Origin of the sequence: Flavobacterium sp. CAN_S2 (assembly GCF_015752255.1) — a bacterium.
Classification (GTDB): domain Bacteria; phylum Bacteroidota; class Bacteroidia; order Flavobacteriales; family Flavobacteriaceae; genus Flavobacterium.
Genome location: NZ_JADOVA010000002.1, coordinates 202917 through 224884, shown reverse-complemented (window position 1 = coordinate 224884; position 21968 = coordinate 202917). Strand labels below are relative to the sequence as shown.

19 protein-coding genes are annotated in these 21968 nt (G+C 33.3%); 16 read left to right on the top strand and 3 right to left on the bottom strand.

What is annotated here, in order from left to right; genetic code table 11:
- Positions 1 to 34: 34 nt before the first annotated feature.
- Entirely contained in the window at positions 35 to 1153 is a 1119-nt protein-coding gene (locus IWX80_RS08815) for an HlyD family efflux transporter periplasmic adaptor subunit (RefSeq protein WP_196853104.1), read from the top strand.
- Positions 1154 to 1158: 5 nt separating this feature from the next.
- On the top strand, positions 1159 to 2475 hold the full coding sequence (locus IWX80_RS08810) for a TolC family protein (RefSeq protein ID WP_196853103.1): 1317 nt from the start codon (positions 1159 to 1161) through the stop codon (positions 2473 to 2475).
- A gap of 10 nt (positions 2476 to 2485) precedes the next feature.
- Here IWX80_RS08810 and IWX80_RS08805 read toward each other — a convergent pair whose 3' ends face one another.
- A complete protein-coding gene (locus IWX80_RS08805; RefSeq protein WP_196853102.1) occupies positions 2486 to 3214 on the bottom strand; it encodes a biotin--[acetyl-CoA-carboxylase] ligase in 729 nt (242 codons plus the stop codon).
- Between the two features lie 95 nt (positions 3215 to 3309).
- On the opposite strand from IWX80_RS08805, the gene rsfS reads away from it, so the two are divergent.
- The 7 genes from rsfS (at position 3310) to IWX80_RS08770 (ending at position 8929) form a co-directional block, all read left to right on the top strand.
- A complete protein-coding gene (rsfS, locus tag IWX80_RS08800; protein ID WP_113634263.1) occupies positions 3310 to 3681 on the top strand; it encodes a ribosome silencing factor in 372 nt (123 codons plus the stop codon).
- An 18-nt stretch (positions 3682 to 3699) separates the two neighbouring features.
- Complete coding sequence (gene ftsH / locus IWX80_RS08795; protein ID WP_196853101.1) at positions 3700 to 5625, top strand: ATP-dependent zinc metalloprotease FtsH; 1926 nt, start codon at positions 3700 to 3702, stop codon at positions 5623 to 5625.
- Positions 5626 to 5741: 116 nt separating this feature from the next.
- Entirely contained in the window at positions 5742 to 6344 is a 603-nt protein-coding gene (locus IWX80_RS08790; RefSeq protein WP_196853100.1) for an LUD domain-containing protein, read from the top strand.
- Between the two features lies 1 nt (position 6345).
- Complete coding sequence (locus IWX80_RS08785) at positions 6346 to 7236, top strand: phosphatidate cytidylyltransferase (RefSeq protein WP_196853099.1); 891 nt, start codon at positions 6346 to 6348, stop codon at positions 7234 to 7236.
- Positions 7226 to 7879, top strand: a complete 654-nt coding sequence (locus IWX80_RS08780) for a phosphatidylserine decarboxylase family protein (RefSeq protein ID WP_196853098.1) — start codon at positions 7226 to 7228, stop codon at positions 7877 to 7879. Before IWX80_RS08785 ends, IWX80_RS08780 begins: the two co-directional genes overlap by 11 nt.
- Positions 7879 to 8145: an acyl-CoA-binding protein gene (locus IWX80_RS08775; RefSeq protein ID WP_113634268.1), complete on the top strand. Its 267-nt coding sequence runs from the start codon at positions 7879 to 7881 to the stop codon at positions 8143 to 8145. Before IWX80_RS08780 ends, IWX80_RS08775 begins: the two co-directional genes overlap by 1 nt.
- Before the next feature lie 10 nt (positions 8146 to 8155).
- Positions 8156 to 8929, top strand: coding sequence for a superoxide dismutase (locus tag IWX80_RS08770; RefSeq protein WP_196853097.1), 774 nt, complete (start codon positions 8156 to 8158; stop codon positions 8927 to 8929).
- A gap of 115 nt (positions 8930 to 9044) precedes the next feature.
- Here IWX80_RS08770 and IWX80_RS08765 read toward each other — a convergent pair whose 3' ends face one another.
- Positions 9045 to 10853, bottom strand: coding sequence for a glycoside hydrolase family 13 protein (locus tag IWX80_RS08765; protein WP_196853096.1), 1809 nt, complete (start codon positions 10851 to 10853; stop codon positions 9045 to 9047).
- Positions 10854 to 10887: 34 nt separating this feature from the next.
- A complete protein-coding gene (locus IWX80_RS08760; protein ID WP_196853095.1) occupies positions 10888 to 12753 on the bottom strand; it encodes an alpha-amylase family protein in 1866 nt (621 codons plus the stop codon).
- Positions 12754 to 13030: 277 nt separating this feature from the next.
- Between IWX80_RS08760 and IWX80_RS08755 the strand changes: the two genes are divergently transcribed.
- The 7 genes from IWX80_RS08755 to IWX80_RS08725 all read left to right on the top strand — a co-directional run bounded on the left by IWX80_RS08755 (position 13031) and on the right by IWX80_RS08725 (position 21847).
- On the top strand, positions 13031 to 14662 hold the full coding sequence (locus IWX80_RS08755) for an OstA-like protein (RefSeq protein WP_196853094.1): 1632 nt from the start codon (positions 13031 to 13033) through the stop codon (positions 14660 to 14662).
- 153 nt (positions 14663 to 14815) lie between these two features.
- On the top strand, positions 14816 to 16003 hold the full coding sequence (locus IWX80_RS08750; protein ID WP_196853093.1) for an aspartate aminotransferase family protein: 1188 nt from the start codon (positions 14816 to 14818) through the stop codon (positions 16001 to 16003).
- A gap of 280 nt (positions 16004 to 16283) precedes the next feature.
- Positions 16284 to 17681 (top strand): tetratricopeptide repeat protein, encoded by a 1398-nt coding sequence (locus IWX80_RS08745; protein ID WP_196853092.1) that lies wholly within the window; start codon positions 16284 to 16286, stop codon positions 17679 to 17681.
- A complete protein-coding gene (locus tag IWX80_RS08740; RefSeq protein WP_196853091.1) occupies positions 17681 to 18430 on the top strand; it encodes a shikimate dehydrogenase family protein in 750 nt (249 codons plus the stop codon). Before IWX80_RS08745 ends, IWX80_RS08740 begins: the two co-directional genes overlap by 1 nt.
- A gap of 323 nt (positions 18431 to 18753) precedes the next feature.
- The gene (locus tag IWX80_RS08735; protein WP_196853090.1) at positions 18754 to 20766 is read left to right on the top strand and encodes a DUF349 domain-containing protein; all 2013 of its coding nucleotides are present in this window, start codon (positions 18754 to 18756) and stop codon (positions 20764 to 20766) included.
- 144 nt (positions 20767 to 20910) lie between these two features.
- On the top strand, positions 20911 to 21258 hold the full coding sequence (locus IWX80_RS08730; protein ID WP_196853089.1) for a hypothetical protein: 348 nt from the start codon (positions 20911 to 20913) through the stop codon (positions 21256 to 21258).
- Between the two features lie 112 nt (positions 21259 to 21370).
- Entirely contained in the window at positions 21371 to 21847 is a 477-nt protein-coding gene (locus IWX80_RS08725; protein ID WP_196853088.1) for a hypothetical protein, read from the top strand.
- Positions 21848 to 21968: the final 121 nt, after the last annotated feature.

The following is a 21968-nucleotide window of genomic DNA, read 5'->3' as shown; positions in this document are numbered from 1 at the left end:
TATCATTACAATCATTTTGATTTTTACCATAAAAATGAATGATACCGTAAGTTTTAAAGAAGGACAAATATTTTCTGATACGCCACAACTAAAAATAAATGCACCAAATGAAGCCAAAGTAATAAAGGTTTTGGTGAAAGAAGGTCAGGAAATAAAAAAAGGAGATACTCTTTTCTTACTAGAAAATAAAAAAACAAAATCAGATTTTGAGATTTTGAATACTGGTGTTGCTGGAATGAAACACAAAATAAACATTATTAATAAATTGATTCAGAATACTAGAAATCGTAAAAACTCTTTGAAACAACTCTTAAATATTCAAGCTAATATTTATAAAACAGATCGTAGAAAAGCAGAACAAGAAATTAGTTCCCTGAATAATAAAATCAATTTATCATCACAACAAAGTTCGATTTTGACAGATAAATTTCAAACCGATTCGGTGCTTTATGCCAAAGGCGCCATTTCTAAATATGAATTGACGGAAACCAAAAATAGGAATTTGGATGACAGAAAGGGACAAATTGATATTACATCCAGTTATGAAGTGAAGAATTATGATTTTGAAAATTTATCCAACAATTATCAGAAGACTAACAATGATTTACTTCGGAATATAATTGATGTGGAAAATCAAATCCATAATTATCAGCAAGATATTGTGGAACTTGAAACGCTCATTAAAGATGGGAAATCAAACCTAATTTACATTACGGACGAATTAGGGAAATTGCTTGTTGTATCTCCAATTGATGGCACAATTTCGAATCTTTTCAACTCCAGACAAAATCTTGAAATTGTAAATAAGGGCGAAATACTGACCATCATTGCACCTAAAAAAGAAGCTTTTTATGCCAAAGTAATTTTAGATGAAAAAGACCTTGCATATATAAAAAAAGGTCAGGAAATAAACCTAAAACTAGATGCTTACAACTATTACCGTTTTGGTGCGGTCAAAGGGAAAATCACTTACGTTTCCCCCTCCGATGTGGATAAAACCTTTTATTGTTTAGCCACGATCAAAAAATACAACTCCAATATTAATCTCAAAGCGGGCTACAAACTAAAAGGAGAAGTGATTATTGAAAAAATGAAACTGTACCAATATATCATGAAGAAATTATTCAATAAAATTGATAATAATCTCAATTAAGTTTTATGAAAACCAGGCTTTTTCAAATAATGCTGCTGTTGTTTTCCAATGCAATCCTTGGACAGGAACTCTTGTCTTTTAATTCCTGTCTCGAATTAGCTTTAGAAAATAATTTGGCTCTGAAAAATGCACTTTTATCTAAAGAAATTAGCAACTATAAATACAAATCCAGCTATGGCAAACTTCTGCCATCGATAAACGGAGCAGTTGAAAAAAAACAATCTTGGGGCAGGGAAATTGATCCAGACACTAATTTATTCGTCAATAAAAAAATTGAAAATTATTCTGGAGATATTGACGCTGAATATAATTTATTCGCTGGTTTTTCTGCAATCAATACAATAAAATCAACTAAGAAGGATCTTCAAATCAATGAAGTAAATATTCAAAAAATCGAGAATGAAATCACGATTGATTTGGCACAGAAATTCATTACCATTTTATATTTACAAGAAATTATTTTGTCCAATCAGGAACAAATAAAAGCAAGTGAAAAGCAATTGGAATTAGCAATTTTAAAGTTTGAAGCGGGTGTTATCAGTGAAAGTGAGGTTTTCAAAATAAAATCTCAAAAAGCTACAGAAGAATTAAATCTGTTAACCAATCAGAATCATTTAACGGATAATTTCATCAGTTTAAAACAATTGATGAATATCTCTTTGGAGAACGAAATTGTCCTGATAAAGCCAACTTTAGAATTCTATAAAAATCTGGAAATGAATGAAAATCAATATTTTTTGACTCAAAATGCCGTAGCAATTCATCCGTCCTATTTGATGCGTGTCCTAAATGAACAAAAAATGCGAACTGAAATATCAATATCTAAATCAGCCTCATATCCTTCATTGAATATGCGCTTTTCAACGGGTTCAAATTATATCATCAAAGATCCACAAATTTCATTTGATGAGCAATTTAACGCTAATTTATCCAAAGGACTTCGATTCAATTTAACGATACCAATTTTCAATCAGTTTGAAAATTTTTCAAGAATTAAAACCAGTAAACTCAATTACAGCCAATCCAAAATAGAAACACAAATTGAAGAAAATAGACTTTCTAAAGAAATTTTGAAAGCAATAACGGACACCAAAACATCCATTAAAAAGAATGAATCAGCGGCAATAGCATTTGAATTTTCAAAAAAAAGCTATGAAGCCGATGTTTTAAAATTTGGATTAGGCAAAATAAATATCAACGAGTTAAACCTGACAAAGATGAATTTTAATAATTCACAAGCAGAATTAATACAAGCAAAATATGAATTGCTATTCAATAATGCGCTAATCAAATTTTATTTAGGAGAAAAATTTGTTTTGTAAATGCTCGATTCTAATACAACATCTGGATTTCCTTAATATCAAATTCTGAAATACTATCATCTTCTCGAAGAACCTGAAGTTTACCAATAGCAGAAACTCCTTGAATAATTCCCATAAAATTACTCTTATTTTGGTCTGAAAAAGGCATTGGTAAACCCTTTTTGTATAAATTATCGATGTATTTAGTCCACAAGATAGTTGGATGCTGTTTCCACAACCCAATATTTTTTTCAATTGCGCTACCGATTGTAAAAAGAAGTGCTTCTTTATCGAATTCTTTACCACAAATAACAGCCAAAGACGAGGCTTTTGGCAAATTTTCAAAATCAGTTTGATTAACATTGAGTCCTAAACCCACAATAGAAAGAATCGTTCCGTCACTTTTAATAGTGTTTTCAATCAGAATGCCACCTATTTTTTTATTGTATGACATAATGTCGTTAGGCCATTTTATACTAAGATCCGGAATATTATTGGATTCTAAAACCTCAATAACAGCAAGCGAAACAGCAATATTCAGATTGAATATCTGACAAATATCGGACAGAAAATCCTTTACCAAAATACTCATTATTAAGTTTTTACTTGCCTCGGAGGCCCAAACGGCACCCATTTGCCCCTTGCCTTTCGTTTGAGTCTCTGCAGTAACAACCGTAAAGTTTTCAAGCTCTTGTTTGTTCGATAGCCCTTTAAGGAACTCGTTTGTTGAATCTATGGCATCGAGTTTGATTACTTTCATATACGTTTATTTGTGAAACAGAATTTAATATTGTGTTAAGGTTCAAAAATAATCACAAAAAATGGTAACTTTACAAACTTATATAAAAATAATTCATGGCGAAAAAGACTATAAATAATGACGACCTGTTGGCGAACATCATTAAGGGAATAGAAGAAGTAAAAGGAAATGACATTACAATCCTTGATTTAAGAGAAATAGACACGGCAGTTTGCGACTATTTTGTCATTTGTAACGGTAATTCAAATACACAAGTTAACGCCATAGTAAACTCAATCCAAAAAACAGTTTCTAAAGAATTGAAAGACAAGCCTTGGCATGTTGAAGGTACTGACAATGCAGAATGGGTTTTGATGGATTATGTTAACATTGTAGTTCATGTATTTCAAAAACACATCCGCGAATACTACAACATCGAAAGTTTATGGGGCGATGCTAAAATAACAACCATAGAAAACAAATACTAAAGACATATATCCGTAGTAATGGCTAAAGAAAATAATCCAAATCCGAATAAGTTTAAAGTAAGCCCTTGGCTGATTTATACCGCAATATTATTAATTTTCTTATTTATAAGTTTTATCACTGGTGGTTCAAGTCTAAACGAACCGGGACAATTGACCTCTTCTAAATTTAACGACTATTTAGAAAAAGGCCAAATTGAAAAGGTGATCGTTTATAACAAAACTGAAGCAGAAGTTTTTCTAAATGCTGCAGCAATGAAAGATGCTGTTCACAAGAAAGTTTCTAAAGATGTTTTTGACCGACCAAATAAAGGGCCACATTATACCTTTGACATTGGTAACGACCAAATATTTCAAAATAAATTAGAAAAAGCAGTTGCAGAAGGTAAATTGAAAGATTTCAATTTCTTACCAAAAAACAATTGGTCAGATATTTTAATTAGTTTATTACCTATCATTATCATTATAGCCGTTTGGATTTTTATAATGAGAAAAATGTCAGGTGGTGGTGCAGGTGGCGGTGGTCAGATTTTCAATATTGGAAAATCTAAAGCAAAACTATTTGACGAAAAAACAGATATCAAAACGACTTTTAAAGATGTAGCTGGTTTAGAAGGTGCAAAAGAAGAAATCCAAGAAATTGTTGAATTTCTTAAAAATCCTGAAAAATACACCAACCTGGGTGGTAAAATTCCAAAAGGAGCTTTACTCGTTGGTCCTCCGGGAACAGGTAAAACATTATTAGCAAAAGCCGTAGCCGGTGAAGCTCAAGTACCATTTTTCTCTTTATCAGGTTCTGATTTTGTGGAAATGTTTGTAGGTGTTGGAGCGTCACGTGTGCGTGATTTGTTCAAACAAGCAAAAGAAAAATCTCCTGCTATCATCTTTATTGATGAAATTGACGCTGTTGGTAGAGCTAGAGGAAAAAGCAATATGTCAGGCGGAAATGACGAACGTGAAAATACATTGAACCAATTACTGACAGAAATGGACGGTTTTGGCACAAATTCTAACGTAATCGTTTTGGCTGCGACAAACAGAGCCGATGTATTGGATAAAGCATTAATGCGAGCTGGTCGTTTTGACAGACAAATTTTTGTTGACTTGCCAGATATTCGCGAAAGAGCTGAAATTTTCAAAGTTCACCTTGCGCCTTTGAAAAAAATTGAAGGATTAGATACCGAATTTTTAGCTAAACAAACTCCTGGTTTTTCTGGTGCTGATATTGCAAATGTATGTAATGAAGCTGCTTTGATTGCTGCCAGAAATAACAAAACTGCTGTTGATAAACAAGATTTCCTTGACGCTGTTGACAGAATTGTTGGTGGTCTTGAAAAGAAAAACAAAATTGTGACGCCTGATGAAAAGAAAGCAATTGCAATCCATGAAGCAGGTCACGCAACGGTAAGTTGGATGTTAGAACATGCTGCTCCGTTAATCAAAGTAACAATCGTTCCTAGAGGACAAAGTTTAGGAGCCGCTTGGTATTTACCGGAAGAGCGATTAATTGTTCGTCCAGACCAAATGCTAGATGAAATGTGTGCAACTATGGGCGGAAGAGCTGCTGAAAAAGTAACTTTCAACAGAATTTCAACTGGTGCATTGAGCGATTTAGAAAAAGTAACCAAACAAGCTCGCGCTATGGTAACTATTTACGGACTGAATGACAAAATAGGTAATGTAACTTATTACGATTCAACTGGACAAAGTGAATACAACTTTTCTAAACCATATTCTGAAGAAACAGCTAGAGTAATTGATGAAGAAATTTCATTACTAATTGAAAGCCAGTACCAAAGAGCCATTCAAATATTAGAAGAAAATAAAGACAAACTGGATCAATTGGCAAATATTCTAATTGAAAAAGAAGTAATCTTCAAAGATGATTTAGAAGCTATTTTCGGAAAAAGAACTTTTGATAAAAATTTAGAAGAAGTAGTATCTTAGAAAAACACATCATTATTTAATTATTTTTAAAATCTTAATTCAAAAACTACTTTTGAATTAAGATTTTTTTATCTTTGGACGTTTTCAAATAATAAATTATAGCAGTTTACAGAAATATGAGTCTTTTTAGAAAAATTTTTGGTTCTAGTAATCCTACTTCTGAGGAAGATAAAGAAAGTGAATTTAGTAAATCCCATGCTGAAAACGCTATCTCTATTGATGAACAATTTATCTTTAATTTTAAAAAAAATGGAGGCAAATTTTTATATTGTGAAAATGCTGATGAAGTAAAAGAGCAGTTTGAAAATATATTAGAAGAAAATGACTGGTTTGAAAGTGAAGTTTTATGTTATGATTCAACGCTTTTTAGCATGCTTGACGATAATAAACTTATGTATGACAAACCTGCAAATCCTAAATTTCTTCTTGCTAGTTGTGAAAATTTAATTGCAGATGAAGGTTCTATTTTATTTTCATCCAAACAAATCAAACAACATAAACCAAACGAATTACCCGCAAACATTATTGTTTTAGCCAAAACCAGCCAAATTCTTGGTGCTAAAAGTGATGGTTTAAGCGCCATTAAAAAGAAGTACGAAAGAGATTATCCTACCAACATTACTACAATAAAATATTTCGAGAAAGCCAAAGAAGAAGACTTTACACAATACGGAAGTTCAGCCAAAAATCTTTATTTATTGCTTTTAGAAGATCTTTAAAATGAATGAAACTCTAAAACGAGGTATATCAGGAGCTGTTTATATTGTATTATTACTTGCTTCTATTTTATATTCAACGGAAAGCTTTTTTATCCTTTTTGGTATATTTCTTATCATTGCAGTTTATGAATTTTGTAATTTAGTTTCAATACACAAAGTTTTTCCAATTATTTTAGCCACTGCTATATATGCTATGGTTACTTTAGTGAGTCATTACAATACAATTACTGCAAATACTTTAAATCAAATTTTCAATACTGATTATTTAATTGACATAAATATCCAACAGTTAGATATCGTTTTATTAGTGATAGCTTTAGTTGTTTCTATAAAATGTATTCTTTTTTTGTTTTATGACAACATTCAGAAAATAAGCACTTCTTCAAAATATTTGTATTTATTAGGCTATATAATTTTGCCTTTTGTGTTTATCACTAAAATTTCTTTTGGTATTAATGATTATAATCCAAAAATCATAATTGGATTATTTATCTTGATCTGGACGAATGATACTTTTGCTTACATTGTGGGTAAATCTATAGGAAGAACAAAATTATTCGAAAAAATTTCGCCAAAAAAAACAATAGAAGGATTCTTAGGCGGAATTCTTTTTGCCATTTTAGCGGGATATTTAATTTCAAAATATTACATCAAGGCTAATCCTGAATTTAGCGAGAGATCTATATTAATCTGGACTTCAATAGCTGTTATTGTAGGAATTGCAGGTACTATTGGAGACTTAATCGAATCCAAATTCAAGCGTATTGCAGGAGTAAAAGACAGCGGAAGCATAATGCCTGGCCATGGAGGTATACTAGATCGTTTAGATAGTGTTATATTTGTAGCACCAATTATATTTTTATTTTATCAAATTTTAAACTATGTTTCATAAAGAAGGAACCCAATCTATTTTATTAGGCACCATTTTCACAGCTGTTGTCCTTTTATTGTCTGACAATTTTATAAACACCAATTGGCTTAAAATGGCCATTCAAATAGCAGCGTTATTGCTTTTGATTATCATCTTACAATTTTTCAGAAACCCAAAAAGAACTGTTGTACTCAATGAAAATCAGATTCTGGCTCCTGTTGACGGTAAAGTTGTGGTCATAGAAGAAGTTTATGAAGGCGAATATTTCAAAGAAAAACGTCTACAAATATCAATTTTCATGTCTCCAATAAACGTACACGTTACGAGATATGGTTTAAGTGGACTAGTAAAATTCAGCAAATACCATCCTGGAAAATTCTTGGTGGCTTGGCATCCAAAAGCAAGTGAGGAAAACGAAAGAACAACTATTGTTATCGAAAACAAAACCTTTGGTGAAGTGTTATACCGACAAATTGCAGGTGCATTAGCCCGAAGAATTGTAAATTATGCAGTAGAAGGAACTCAAGTCGTTCAGGGAACTGATGCTGGTTTCATAAAATTTGGTTCCAGAGTTGATATTTTTTTACCTTTAGGAACACCTATAAATGTTGTATTGAACCAAAAAGCAATTGGAGGAAAGACAGTTATTGCGACCAAAGCATAATGATTGAAAAAGATTTAAATACCCGATTTCTGGAAGCTGTAGAAATAGCCTCCGAAATGACGCAAGCATCACTACCACAAGATGTACAATTGCGACTGTATGCGTTTTATAAACAAGCTACTTTGGGAACTTTAGATCTAAAACAAAATTCTTCTTACCATTTAAGAGATGCTTTTAAAACCAATGCTTGGATGCAAATCAGTCATCTGAGTCCTGATGAATCCAAAGAACAGTATATCGAATTAATTCATTCTCTGTTGAAATAATAATCTAATCATGAAAAATTTATTTTTTTTAAGTCCTTTTATAATTCTCATTATGACATTGCAATCCTGCAATGACAAAAAATTAATTGAAGTAGTTGAAGTCCCTTTACCAACTGATATTCAAGAAAAAATAGCAATTGGTTCTCCTGATGACGTCAAAGCTGATGAAGGATCATTTCAAATGGATAAGTTGCCTTATGCGTACGACGCATTATCTCCTAGCATATCAGCCACAACATTAGAAATGCATTATTCTAAGCACTATCTCACGTATACAAACAATTTGAACAGAGCCGTATTAGGAACTCCGTTGGAGAATTTGACAATAGAAGAAGTATTAGCCAAATTAGATCCTAACGATGCCACACTTCGAAATAATTCCGGTGGATTTTACAATCATTCATTATATTGGAAATGCATGGCACCAAAATCTGGTGGTGAGCCAACTAATACATTAGCCGAGGCTATTACAAGAGATTTTGGATCTTTTGATAACTTCGTTACCTTATTCAAAGACGAAGCTACAAAACAATTTGGTTCCGGTTGGGCTTGGCTTATAGTGGATAGAACTGGAAAACTTCAGGTAACAAGTACCGCAAATCAAGACAATCCATTGATGCGAAATGCACTTATTCCCGGAACACCAATATTAGCATTAGATGTTTGGGAACACGCTTATTATTTAGATTATCAATACAGAAGGAAAAATTATATTGATGGTTTTTTCAATGTCATCAATTGGAAAAAAGTCCAAGAAAATTTTGATGCTGTTGTAAAAAAATAGCTTTCACTTCTAATCATAAAAAAATGCTGATATAAATTTATATCAGCATTTTTTTTACAATAAACTTTTCTTTAATACTTTCTTTATAACTTGAATATTATCCAAATATTTTAGATTATTTGAAAATGGTATTGCTCAATACCACAACATCCATAGGTTTTACCACCAACTTTTTCATTACTTTTTTAGTAAAAACATCTCTGAATTTTCCTTTTTTAAGAATTGGATTGGTGAAATCAATATTTTTGTCACTTCGATTAATGATAACAATCACTTCCTGATTGCCAAGTTTACGACTAAAAGCATACGTCTTTCCGGCATCATTAGTTTCAATCGTAGTGAAGTTCCCAATTCTGATTGCCTCATATTGATTGCGTAAAGCAATGAATTTTTTATACCATTCAAATAAATCAGAATTGAAATCTACTTTGTCAGCCTCATGTTTACTTTGGTTAGGATTGAATGTTTCTGAATCATATTCTTTATCAGACCAAACCATTGGCTTACGACAATCCGGGTCGTTACTTCCCCACATACAAGCTTCATCACCATAATAAATCATTGGTGAACCTAAATATAAAATCTGAAATGCCGCAATTAATTTTTGCTTTTCTAATTGTTTGTCAGTCGGTTTTCGAGCATTGTAATCGATATTATTACTTTTTTGACTCCAATTAAAGTAGGCTCCCCAATCGCTAAATTTTTTCCCATCAGGATTTGCTACCGCGCTACCAATTCTTGTGGCATCGTGGCTTCCCACTAAATTCTGCATATTCTGTGCAACACCTTCTCCAAATCCTTCACGCAATTCCTTCAATTGAGTATCAAATTGGGTAACAGAAATCCCTTTTGCATCTTGCACAAAAAAATCATGCACCAGAAAAGAAAAATTATAATTCATCGTCGCGTCAAATTCATCTCCGTTTAAATATGGTTTTGTTTTATCAATCGGATCAACTAATTCAGCTGTCAGATACGCTTCACTATTAATCGATTTTACTTCATTTCTCCAGTCTTTCCAGAAAGGATGTGCAATGCAATACGCTACATCCAATCGCCAACCATCAATTCCGTATTGAGCGCCTTTATTCATTGGATTCATCCAACGCTTGGTCGCATCAAAAATATATTTTTTAGGACCGGATACGATTCCGTTCTCATCCTCTTTGAACTCTGGTAAGGTTTTTACACCAAACCAACCTTGGTATTCAAACTTACTTCCTATGGCAGCATCTCGCCAGCTGTCGACCATGAACCAATCTTTGTAAGCTGATTTTTCCTGTTTTTCCTCCACATCACGAAAAGCAAAACTGTTGACTCCTAAATGGTTGAAAACACCATCAAAAATGATATACATCTTACGTTTGTGTACTTCATCTATTAGCTTAAGAGCCAATAAATCTGCTTTGGTCCAAACCCATTTTTCAGGATTTAAAGGATCTTCGTTCATTATGATTTTTTTATCACCTTCCGGATCAGGTCCAAATGATGGATCAACATGGTGATAGCACAATGCATCGTATTTATGGGAAGATGGCGCCCAGAAAATTGGGTTCATATAAATAGCATTAATGCCCAATGACTGCAAATAATCCAATTTATCAATTACTCCCTGCAAATCTCCACCGTAACGTCTGCGTTGAAGATTGTAATAAATATCTTTTCCATTTTTCTTTTCGTAAGGTTTCAATTCGTACCAATCACTCGTCCAGGGATGAATTTGAAAATCAGAAGTACTATCAAAGGGATAAGCTCCATCTTGATCTTCTACTTTTGGGTCGTTTGAAGGATCCCCATTATGAAATCTATCCGGAAATATTTGATACCAAACTACTCCTTTACTCCAATTTGGGGTAAAATCAGTTTGTGCAAATGATGGGATGAATACTAAAAACAGTAAACAAATTGTGATTTTTTTTGTCATTAAATAGAGTTTAAAATTTAGTTATTGATTTTTTTTACAATTGATAAATAAACGATTCCGATGGTGCGATTGTAATTTTTGCTTTTCCTTCACCATTCAAAACCTGTAGCTGAACAGCACTTTTATGGTACAATTGATCCGTTATGGTATAATTCCCATCTTTCAAATTCCATTTTTGAATGATATCTGAAGGGATTTTTAATTCGAAATTGCTGGTAGTAATCCAAGAAAAATTAGTGACAACTATTAGTTTTTGAGTATCAGACCAGCGTGTGAAAGCATAAATCCCCGGATCGTAACCTTGAGTTGATTGGCGATTCAACGTTTGAATTTCTTGGTATTTCCCCATTAATGCCGTACTATTCAAAGAGAAATTCAATACTCTTTTGTAAAAATCACGCAACTCTCTTTCATCCTGCGATAATTGACCGCCATCAAATTTTCCCCCGTTCATCCAGCGTTGATGATTCGGAACACCGATATAATCAAAAATTGAAGTTCTGGAATGGTTTCCAAATCCCGCATTTTCATTCCCAGCCTCACCTACTTCCTGACCAAAGTAAACCATCGTAGGCGAAGTGCTTATGGTTGTAGAAACCACCATCAAAGGTTTCCCTTTTTGCGGCGTTCCCGCAAATTCTGGACTTGCTAAACGCTGTTCATCATGATTATCTAAAAAATGAAGCATGTGATGCTCAATATCTGCCATTCCGTTTTGTATGTCTGATAATCCATCAGGCAACGATCTTCCTTGAATGATATCTTTCAATTTATCATACGTTTCTACTTTATCGTACAAATAATCCATTTTACCCAGATGAATATAATTTCTATATTCTTTAGGATTGTAAACTTCGGCTAATAAAAAAGCATCCGGATTATTCACTTTAATGGCTGAATTCATGTAACTCCAAAATTCATACGGAACCATTTCGGCCATATCAAATCGAAAACCATCCACTCCTTTTGCCGTCCAGTACAACGCAATGTCTTTGAATTTATCCCAAGAATCTGGAACGTCTTTTCCTTTCCAAAAATCGAAATGTTCCTGATACGATTTGGTATCAAAACCCGCCGGAAGTTCCGGAAAATCTTTGGAGCCATCCGGGCGAATTCCGTAATTTACTTTTATCGTTTCATACCAGTCGTTTTTATCAGGTTTCGCCAAACGGGAACCGTTTCCAGTCCATTTTGCTGGGCTTTCTTCGAATTTTCCATCAATTAATGGATTCTTTTCTCCATTTAACGGCTTGTCCGTATCGGGAATTTCAAATTGTGTATTTGGAATATAATAGAAGTTATTGTCTCTTTTATATTCAACAGTTGTATCATCATCAGCACCAAAATCCCTAACGCCAGCAGGATTACTTTTTCCTTCGTACTTACGTGCAATGTGATTGGGAACAATATCGATAATCACTTTTAATCCCGCTTTATGTGTTCTGGCAATTAAAGCTTCAAATTCTTGTAAACGATTCGCAGGATTTACAGCCAAATCTGGATTTACATTGTAATAATCTTTTACGGCATAAGGAGAACCAGCTCGTCCTTTTACCACTTCTGGATCATCATTAGAAATCCCGATAGCGGAATAATTCCGAATCACAGCATGATGCGGAACTCCGGTGTACCAAACATAAGTAACTCCCAAATCCTTGATTTCTTGCAAAGCTGTTTCCGTAAAATCATTGAACTTACCTACTCCATTTTCCTCAATGGTTCCCCAAGGTTTGTTAGTCGTATTTTTATTTCCGAATAATCGGGTAAAAACCTGATATACAACTTCTTTTTTATTAGAGACTGGCTCGTTCTGTTCTGCGTTCATTTTTAGATCTTTCGTTTTACAGGCTGCAGCCAAAAGCACCACGCTTATACTGGCAACAATAGTTGTTTTTTTCATCTTATAAAATTATTTACGCTGATTTCAATTCTTTAATAACAAAATGAATATCAATTTTTAAATTTAATATTTTTTCAATAAAACAAGTCTATATCGTTTGAAATTAAATAATTCTGTTTTCAAAAATAGACACTACAACGTAGGAGTTGTGGCATTTGTTAATAACTTTAAAAAGGAAAAATCTTAACTTTCGTTGCCCATTTGACTAATTATAAATAAATCCTAATATGGATTAGGATTGTTTCCTTTTTCATAAATTTGACAAAAATTAAATCCATTGAAGAAATCACTGTTTTTCCTTCGTTATTGTTTGCTACTACTTGTTACTAATTTGGCTTTGGCGCAAGCCCCAAAAAAAATTATTGTAGAAAACTCTGATTTTGCCGATGTAAATCAAGTAGAAATTCCTGATGCATTACTGCTTATCGGAAACGTACGTGTCAATCATGACGGTGTGGTAATGACCTGTAATAAAGCCTATTATTTCCAAAAAGAAAACTACATCAAGGCTTTTGGAAATGTCCAAATGGTGCAAGGTGATACTTTATTTTTGAACAGTAAATATGCGGAATACAACGGGAATGTAAAAAAAGCGTATGCTTCCGGAGATGCCGTAATGAGTTCTCCAGAATCAACTTTGACTACGGAAATAATTAATTTTGACCGAAATATTCAAGAAGTATTTTACGATACGCCAGGGACAATTACCAATAAAGACAATACATTAAAAAGTAATTCTGGAAGATACTACGTAAAACAGAAAAAATTCCAGTTCCTGACTGCGGTTACCATCACAAATCCAACGTATGTAATTAAATCAAATCACTTGGATTATTTTAGCAATTCGGGGCATTCTTATCTTTTTGGACCTTCAACAATTACCAGTAAAGCCAATTATATTTATACCGAAAAAGGGTTTTATGACACCAAAAAAAATCTGGCGCATTTCCTGAATAAATCCTATATCAGATACGATGATCGGGTGATTAAAGGCGATAGTTTGTATTATGACCGAAACAGGGAATTTGCATCAGCAACACGAAATGTAAAAATAACGGATTCCATCAATCGCGGAATCGTGAAAGGGCATTATGCCGAAGTGTATAAAAAACTGGATTCTATGTACGTGACGAAAAGAGCCGTTGCCGTGAATTTTGTCGAAAATGACTCTGTTTATATCCATGGAAAAAAATTAATGGTTACCGGAAAAGAAGGAAACCGAATTATAAGAGCGTTCAATAATGTCCGATTTTTCAAAACGGACATGAGTGGAAAATGTGATTCGATTCATTCTAGTTCTAAAACAGCTTTGACAAAAATAATTGGAAATCCGATACTTTGGAACGCAGAAAATCAAATTACTGGCGATGTTATGCATCTAATAGGAAATAATACAACTCAAAAACTAGATTCACTCAAAGTACTCAATAATACATTCATCGTCTCCAAAGACACGATAGGAACTGGCTATAATCAAGTCAAGGGACAAGATCTCTATGGTAAGTTTCAGGAGGGAAAACTTCATGATGTTGATATTGTAAAAAATGCCGAAGTTATCTATTACATGCGGAATGAAGCTCAGGAACTCATAGGTATCAACAAAAATAAAAGCAGCAAAATCAATCTTATTATTGAAGATAATGAGGTAGAAACCATCACATTTTTTCAACAAATAGATGGCGATATTTTTCCGGAAAAGGATTTACCAGAAAATGCCAGAAAACTGCGAGGACTAGTCTGGCGTGGCGATGAACGAATAAAATCGAAGGATGATATTTTTCCTCCCGAAGAAAATGAAGATAACGACAAAATAGCTAAAGCAACCAAAACGGCTGAAGCCAAAGAGGATATTCCGATGAAAATCCGAAAGGAAACCCTGAATTACGACAAGAAGAAAGTGAAAAAATAGTATTAGTGTTCATCCCGAAGCCTCGTGAGCAGTTTTCAGTCTCAAATTACAGACAACAGCTTTCTGGATATCCAATTAAAAAAAATACCTTTAAAAAACTTCGTGAACTTTGCGAAAAAACTTTGCAAACTTTGCGGTTAAATTTCTAAAAAATTGAATACCGATTTCTTAAAATACCAAGCGCAAACCTCACCCTATCCATTGGGCATGGAAGTTTCACATGCAGTAGGTTCTTATATTTACGATACTAATTCTAAAAAATACTTGGATTTTGTAGCTGGAGTTTCGGCTTGCGCTTTGGGACACCAACACCCGAGAGTCAATCAAGCCATCAAAGATCAGTTAGACAAATACTCTCACGTCATGGTTTATGGCGAATATTCACAAAGTCCGGCTGTAGAATATTGTAAATTGTTAGCCTCACTACTGCCCTCTCCTTTAGACACCACATATTTAGTCAATTCAGGAACAGAAGCTATTGAAGGCGCTTTAAAACTCGCCAGAAGAACCACCGGAAGAAGCCAGTTGATTTCATGTCATAACGCTTATCATGGCAATACTATGGGTTCTATGAGCGTCATGGGATTTGAAGAGCGCAAACAAATTTTTCGTCCGTTGATTCCTGATGTTGATTTTATCACGTTCAACAACGAAGAAGATTTACAAAAAATAACGAATAAAACAGCAGGAATTATTCTGGAAACCATTCAAGGTGGCGCCGGATTTATTCAGCCACATAATGATTTCCTTAAAAAAGTACGCGAGCGCTGCACCGAAGTTGGTGCGATGATGATTCTTGACGAAATCCAACCGGGTTTTGGGAGAACGGGAAAACTTTTTGGATTCCAAAATTATGATGTCGTTCCAGATATCGTGGTGATGGGAAAAGGCATGGGCGGCGGTATGCCTGTAGGTGCTTTTACGGCTTCATCAATAATAATGGATTTGCTAAGTCATGATCCAAAACTAGGTCATATCACCACTTTTGGAGGTCACCCTGTCATTGCGTCAGCCTGCTTAGCGACTTTGCAGGAAATAACTGAGACCAATTTGATGGCCGAAGCGATGGAGAAAGAAAAGCTGTTCCGATCACTTTTGGTACATCCTTTGATAGAAGAAATAAGAGGGAAAGGATTAATGCTGGCCGCAATGACTAAAAGTGCCGATGTTACTAACGAAGTGATTCTTAAATGTCAAGACAAAGGACTCATTTTATTCTGGTTACTATTTGAAGGTTGCGCCATAAGAATAACGCCTCCTCTTACCATTTCTGAAGAAGAAATACGACAAGGTTGCAGTATCATACTTGAAGTAATGGATGGAATAATGATTGAAGAATAATGATTAACGATTTTTGATTGCAGAAGTAGTAAGAATGGAAATACACATCAAAATACCTATTCAAAAAAATTAAAAAAATTGGGAGCTATTCCTGCTATCCGTTATAATCTTTTACTTTTTAAAGAAAAAGTAAAAGGATTTCCACTCTTATCAGGGCTATGGAATCCGTTTAAACCAACCCTTTTTTTGTTAATTAAATTGTTCACAACAATTCTAACTTTACCTCACAGTACAAGCACGATTCCCTAAATTTATTTAGGCCAAATTAAAAACACACAGTATGCAATTAAGCAACGAAGAAGAAGACTATAACTTATCCCTGTCTAAATTTGAGTCCATGTTGAAAACCAACAAAGTACTCTTTTTTGACTCCGAAGAATTTGAAGAAATTATTCTTCATTATCTCGATATGGGTAAGGCCGCTTTGGCAAAAAAAGCACTTAAACTAGCTTTAGAACAACACCCAAAATCTACCGGACTAAAACTAGTTCAAGTGGAAATGTTAGTCTATGATGACAAACTCGAATTAGCCGAAAAGCTATTGAATGAGTTGTATGCCATTGAACCAACTAATGAAGAAATTTATATTCAAAAAGCCAATATCTGTTCTAAAAGAGACCAACACGAAAAGGCAGTTGAATTATTAAAAATAGCTTTAAAATACACCGATGATTTTGCTGATGTCTATAATTTAATAGGCATGGAATACCTCTTTATGGACAATCTTGAAATGGCAAAAGAAAGCTTTATCAAATGTTTAGAAGAAGATCTGGAAGACCAATCCGCATTGTACAACGTGGTGTATTGTTTTGAGTTTTTAGATCAAAACCAAGAAGCAATCAGCTATTTAAAAAAATACATTGACAAAAACCCATACAGTGAAATTGCCTGGCATCAACTGGGACGTTTGCATTATGGCGTTAAAGAATATGAAAATGCGATTCGCGCCTTTGATTATGCCACATTAATCGATGATGAATTCCTTGGTGCTTTCATGGAAAAAGCAAAAGCTTATGAGCGATTAAAAAAATATGAAGAAGCCATTGAAAGCTACAGCAGAACTATCGAATTAGATGACGCAACTTCCTATGCGCTGCTTAGAATGGGAAAATGTTATGAAAGATTAGGCAACAAAGCGCTGGCATTAAAATATTTCAATCAAACTGTACATGAAGATCCTCTTTTAGATAAAGGTTGGATTGCCATCACTGACTTTTACGTACGTCAGAAAAATTTCCAAAAAGCGCTATTTTTTGTCAACAAAGCATTAGCCATTGACAATCAAAATCGTTTGTACTGGAAACGTTTTGCGACTATCAACAAGCAAATGAATTTCTTTGAAGAAGCTGAATTTGGATATAGAAAAGCAGTCGAATTTGGTGATTATAGTTTAGACACTTGGTTATTTTGGGTTGATATTTTACAATTTTTAGGTGAATTTGAAAGTGCAATTCAAACCTTGTTACAAGCTTCAGAATATTTTCCGGAAGAGAACGAAGTAGAATACCGTTTAGCAGGATTGTATTTTATGCTTGCGGATAATACAAAAGCAAAATTCCATTTAAGCAATGCTCTACGATTGAATTTTGACAATTACATCCTTTTAGAAGATTTATTCCCGGTAGTTTGGACAAAAAAAATGGTGCAGAATTATATTGCAAAACATAAAAAACAATAATGGTTGATACAGTTATAAAACGCTTTGGATTATTAGGACGTAACATTAGTTATTCCTTTTCGAAAGGATATTTCACTGACAAATTTAATAACGAAAACTTTGTAGGTTGCAGCTATGAAAATTTTGATATTCCTGAAATATCAGGTTTTCCAGAGGTGATTAAAAAAACTACGGATTTAAAAGGATTGAATGTTACTATTCCGTACAAGGAAACGGTAATTCCATTTTTGGATAAATTATCAAAAAAAGCGGAAATAATTGGTGCTGTAAATACCATTAGAATTACCAAAAAAGGGAAATTAAAAGGCTACAATACAGATTACTATGGTTTCAAAAAATCATTAGAACCACTATTACTAGCGCACCACAAAAAAGCTTTGATTTTAGGAACTGGAGGTGCTTCAAAAGGAGTCGCTTTTGCTCTGGACGAACTTAATATCCCCTATACTTTTGTTTCGAGAGAAGCCAAAGAAAATGGAATTGATTACGACCGAATCAATGCAACCACATTTGACAATTACCAAATCATTATAAATGCTACTCCGGTAGGAACAAGTCCTAATGTAGATGCGTTTCCATTAATTCCCTACGAATTTTTCACAGACAAGCATATTGCTTATGATTTAATTTACAACCCTGCAGAAACGCAATTCCTAAAAAAAGCCAAGCAACAGGGCGCACAAATCAAAAATGGTCTGGATATGCTTATTTTTCAAGCAGAGAAAGCATGGAAGATTTGGAATAAATAATCTAAAAACGGAATTAACTTCATAGACCTATTTGTATGCTTCAGAAAACATTCTTTATTGAATGTTTTTTCGTTTGTAACACCATTATATTCTAGAGAAACATAAATTTGAAATCGCAAAACCCTAGCCCTGATGGAAGCGGCATCCTTTTTTGAGAGCCTTTTGGGCGAACAAAAAAGATACAGCGAACAGCGGGAAAATGCTCCAAAAAGAAAAATTTTGTAACCTAAAATGACAATAAATAAGGGGTTTTATTTTGTATTTTCATACTGCTTTACTATCTTTCGTGTTGAATCTAATTAGAAACCTTACACATTGAAAAAATGTTAGAAGAAAAGAACGATAACCTGCTTGAGGCAGATGGAAATTTAGAGCACAAAGCTGTTGAATCTAATCAATCAGTACCTGAAAGTTTAGAAAGTGCGTCAATTGAGGAGCCTAGCGATTTTTCGGCAGAGGATAATGTTGTTATTCCAGCTGAAGATGAAGTTGCAAAAACAGAGCCAACTGCTGAGACAGAAAATCAATCGGCCACTGATGCAATAGCAGAATCAAACGCGGAAGAAAGTGAAGATGAAACGCTGAAAGAGCGTCATGATATACCGATGCAGGATTACGATACTTTATCACTTGAATCACTGGTTGACGAGCTTAAAAGTTTGGTTTCTAATGAAAAAATAATGTCGTTTAAGGATCATATTGAAGAAATTAAAAAAGCATTCTTAGCCAAATACAATCATCTTGTTGAGGAGAAAAAAGAGGAATTCCTTGCAGAAAATCAAGATCCAAATGAAGATTTTCAATACCATTCTCCATTAAAGACTCAATTTGACAAATATTACACTCAATTTAGAGATACTAAAAATACCCATTTCAAAAGTTTACAAACGAATCTGAAAACTAATTTAGAAAACCGTTTGGCAATTGTTGAGGAATTGAAGGAGCTGATTAATCCGCAGGCAAACATCAAAGACACTTTAAAGCATTTTAATGATTTAAGAGAACGATGGAAAAATGCAGGACCGATTCCGAAGGATAAATACAATCACGTTTGGAACAACTTCCATTTTCATGTGGAAAATTTCTATGACTATTTACACTTGGACCGAGAAGCGAGAGACTTAGATTTCAAACACAATTTAGAGCAAAAGCAAAAAATTGTCGCTCGTGTTGAAGAATTGGTTAAAGAAGCTGATATCAATAAAGCGTTTAGAGAATTACAAGACTTACACCGTATCTGGAAAGAAGATATTGGTCCCGTTTCCAGAGAACATCGCGATGATATTTGGAATAAATTTAGTGATTTGACCAAACAAATGCACGATAAACGTGAGGTTTTGTTCGAAAATCAAAGAGGAACAGAACTTGAGAATTTAGAAAAGAAAAAAGAAATAATTGCCAAAATTGAGGTTTTAGCTACGGAGAAAGTCAATGCTCATGCGCAATGGCTAGCTCAAATAGAAAAAATTGAAGCCTTAAGAACAGCTTTTTTCTCTGCAGGTAAAGTACCATCGGAAGTAAATGAGGAAACTTGGGCCGGTTTTAAAACTGCTGTCAGAAATTTTAATTCTTTCAAAAACTCTTTTTATAAAGACATTAAGAAAGATCAAAATGACAATTTAAATAAGAAAACAGCGCTTGTTGCCAAAGCTAGAGAATTACAAGAAAGCACTGATTTTGCCGCTACAACACCTATCATGAAACAAATTCAAGATGAGTGGAAACAGATAGGTCATGTGCCAAGAAAATATTCCGATAAAATCTGGAAAGAGTTTAAAGATGCTTGTAACCATTATTTTGACAAGTTAAAAGAGCAGAAAAACGAAGAGAACAGCGAAGAAGTAGAAGCTTTTGATAATAAAAAAGCCTATTTAGAAACTTTGAGAGAATTTCAGTTGACTGGAGACCATAAAACGGATTTAGATGCGATTAAGTTGCATATTGAAACTTGGAAAGGTTTTGGAAAAGTACCTTTTCCAAGAAGGCATATCGAAGGGAAATTCAATAAAATCCTGGATGCACTTTTTGAAAAATTGAGTTTGAGTAAAAAAGATACTGATATGATGCGTTTCGCCAATAGAATGGATCATTTATCAGAAAGTCATGATACTCGTAAACTTGATAATGAAAAGATTTTTATCATGCGTAAAATTGACGAAGTACAAAATGAAATTTTCCAATTGGAAAATAACATTCAGTTCTTTACCAATACGAGAAATGCAAAAAAAGAAAATTCAATTGTATTAGAAGTCCGCAAAAACATCGCCATTCATAAAGAAAGTCTTGATGTTTGGAAAGAAAAACTAAAACAATTGAGAAATTTGAAAATAGAATAAATTTTGATATTATTTTAAAACTATTAGCCTCGGACAATATTAGTTCGGGGCTTTTTTATAAAAACGATTTTCTGCATTCAAATTTTAACTTTCATTTATTAGAAATAATTATAGTAATCAACAGCGAAATTTTATTTTTACGAAATGAATTGGTTTCGAAAAACACTTTTTTTTATTGGACTTTTAATAGTTTTTTTATTTGCTTTTAGTGCAAATGAAGTTCCTGTTCAAACCATTAAAATAGAAAAGTCAAATTCTTCATTGTCTGCGAACAGCATTCATTCTTCAGATTTTATACAACCTCAAGTAAGTAATACTTTTACTTCCTATCATAAAACTCCTGATTATACGATTGCAAAATATCTGGAAAATTTTCTGAATGTAATTCCGGATTTTAAAAGTAGTATATTCTTTATTCGTTTTGCGAAACAAGACATCAATCGATGTGAGATGGTTTCGCTCCTGCTCTTTCCTTTCCATTTTTTTTGGTGATTTGAAACACTGATTTCGTAAATTGAAGATACAATATCTTCCCTTTTGAATTGATTACCTTTAGATTTCAGTTCAACTTATCATGTTTTACAAATAACTAAAAAAATAAAAAATGGACACTTCCGTAACTATAATTGGACTAATATTAACTTTAATAATTGCCATTCCTCTATTCTATTCCATGAGGTCATCTTCAATTAACAAAGCAAAAATTGAAGCCATAAAAACTAAATTCAGCCAAAACAATCACTTTACTTTTGAATTGACTGAAACGCAAAACAAAAAAGTCTTGGCTTTAGACGAAAAAAACAAAGGTTTTCTTTTAATGGATTTTAATGCTAAGGAAGAAGTTGCTTCTTTTGTAGATTTAAATACAATTCAATCCTGTAAACTGGTTCCAGCAACGGAGAATAATAGTGATACAATTGTAAAAATTGAATTTGAATTTCAATATAAAGAAGGCAAAAAAGCTGACTATATATCATTTTACAAAATTGAGAATGATCAAATAGGTCAAGTTTGTTTATACGAAGATCATCAATTAGCCAAAAAATGGACTAAAATAATTCAGGATTGCATCACTATTTAAACAACAAATTTCTTTAATAAGAGGCTTTTAAGCCTCTTATTTTTTTTCCAAAAGGTTTCTTCAATATGATAATTATCATTTTAATAGTTGAGTAGTCGTTCTACTTTTGAATAACGATAAA

Bases quoted from the DNA above. Each gene is read 5' to 3' on its own strand.
- IWX80_RS08815 (WP_196853104.1), top strand. From the start codon at position 35: ATGAATGATACCGTAAGTTTTAAAGAAGGACAAATATTTTCTGATACG.
- IWX80_RS08810 (WP_196853103.1), top strand. From the start codon at position 1,159: ATGAAAACCAGGCTTTTTCAAATAATGCTGCTGTTGTTTTCCAATGCA.
- IWX80_RS08805 (WP_196853102.1), bottom strand. From the start codon at position 3,214: ATGAAAGTAATCAAACTCGATGCCATAGATTCAACAAACGAGTTCCTT.
- rsfS (WP_113634263.1), top strand. From the start codon at position 3,310: ATGGCGAAAAAGACTATAAATAATGACGACCTGTTGGCGAACATCATT.
- ftsH (WP_196853101.1), top strand. From the start codon at position 3,700: ATGGCTAAAGAAAATAATCCAAATCCGAATAAGTTTAAAGTAAGCCCT.
- IWX80_RS08790 (WP_196853100.1), top strand. From the start codon at position 5,742: ATGAGTCTTTTTAGAAAAATTTTTGGTTCTAGTAATCCTACTTCTGAG.
- IWX80_RS08785 (WP_196853099.1), top strand. From the start codon at position 6,346: ATGAATGAAACTCTAAAACGAGGTATATCAGGAGCTGTTTATATTGTA.
- IWX80_RS08780 (WP_196853098.1), top strand. From the start codon at position 7,226: ATGTTTCATAAAGAAGGAACCCAATCTATTTTATTAGGCACCATTTTC.
- IWX80_RS08775 (WP_113634268.1), top strand. From the start codon at position 7,879: ATGATTGAAAAAGATTTAAATACCCGATTTCTGGAAGCTGTAGAAATA.
- IWX80_RS08770 (WP_196853097.1), top strand. From the start codon at position 8,156: ATGAAAAATTTATTTTTTTTAAGTCCTTTTATAATTCTCATTATGACA.
- IWX80_RS08765 (WP_196853096.1), bottom strand. From the start codon at position 10,853: ATGACAAAAAAAATCACAATTTGTTTACTGTTTTTAGTATTCATCCCA.
- IWX80_RS08760 (WP_196853095.1), bottom strand. From the start codon at position 12,753: ATGAAAAAAACAACTATTGTTGCCAGTATAAGCGTGGTGCTTTTGGCT.
- IWX80_RS08745 (WP_196853092.1), top strand. From the start codon at position 16,284: ATGCAATTAAGCAACGAAGAAGAAGACTATAACTTATCCCTGTCTAAA.
- IWX80_RS08740 (WP_196853091.1), top strand. From the start codon at position 17,681: ATGGTTGATACAGTTATAAAACGCTTTGGATTATTAGGACGTAACATT.
- IWX80_RS08735 (WP_196853090.1), top strand. From the start codon at position 18,754: ATGTTAGAAGAAAAGAACGATAACCTGCTTGAGGCAGATGGAAATTTA.
- IWX80_RS08730 (WP_196853089.1), top strand. From the start codon at position 20,911: ATGAATTGGTTTCGAAAAACACTTTTTTTTATTGGACTTTTAATAGTT.
- IWX80_RS08725 (WP_196853088.1), top strand. From the start codon at position 21,371: ATGGACACTTCCGTAACTATAATTGGACTAATATTAACTTTAATAATT.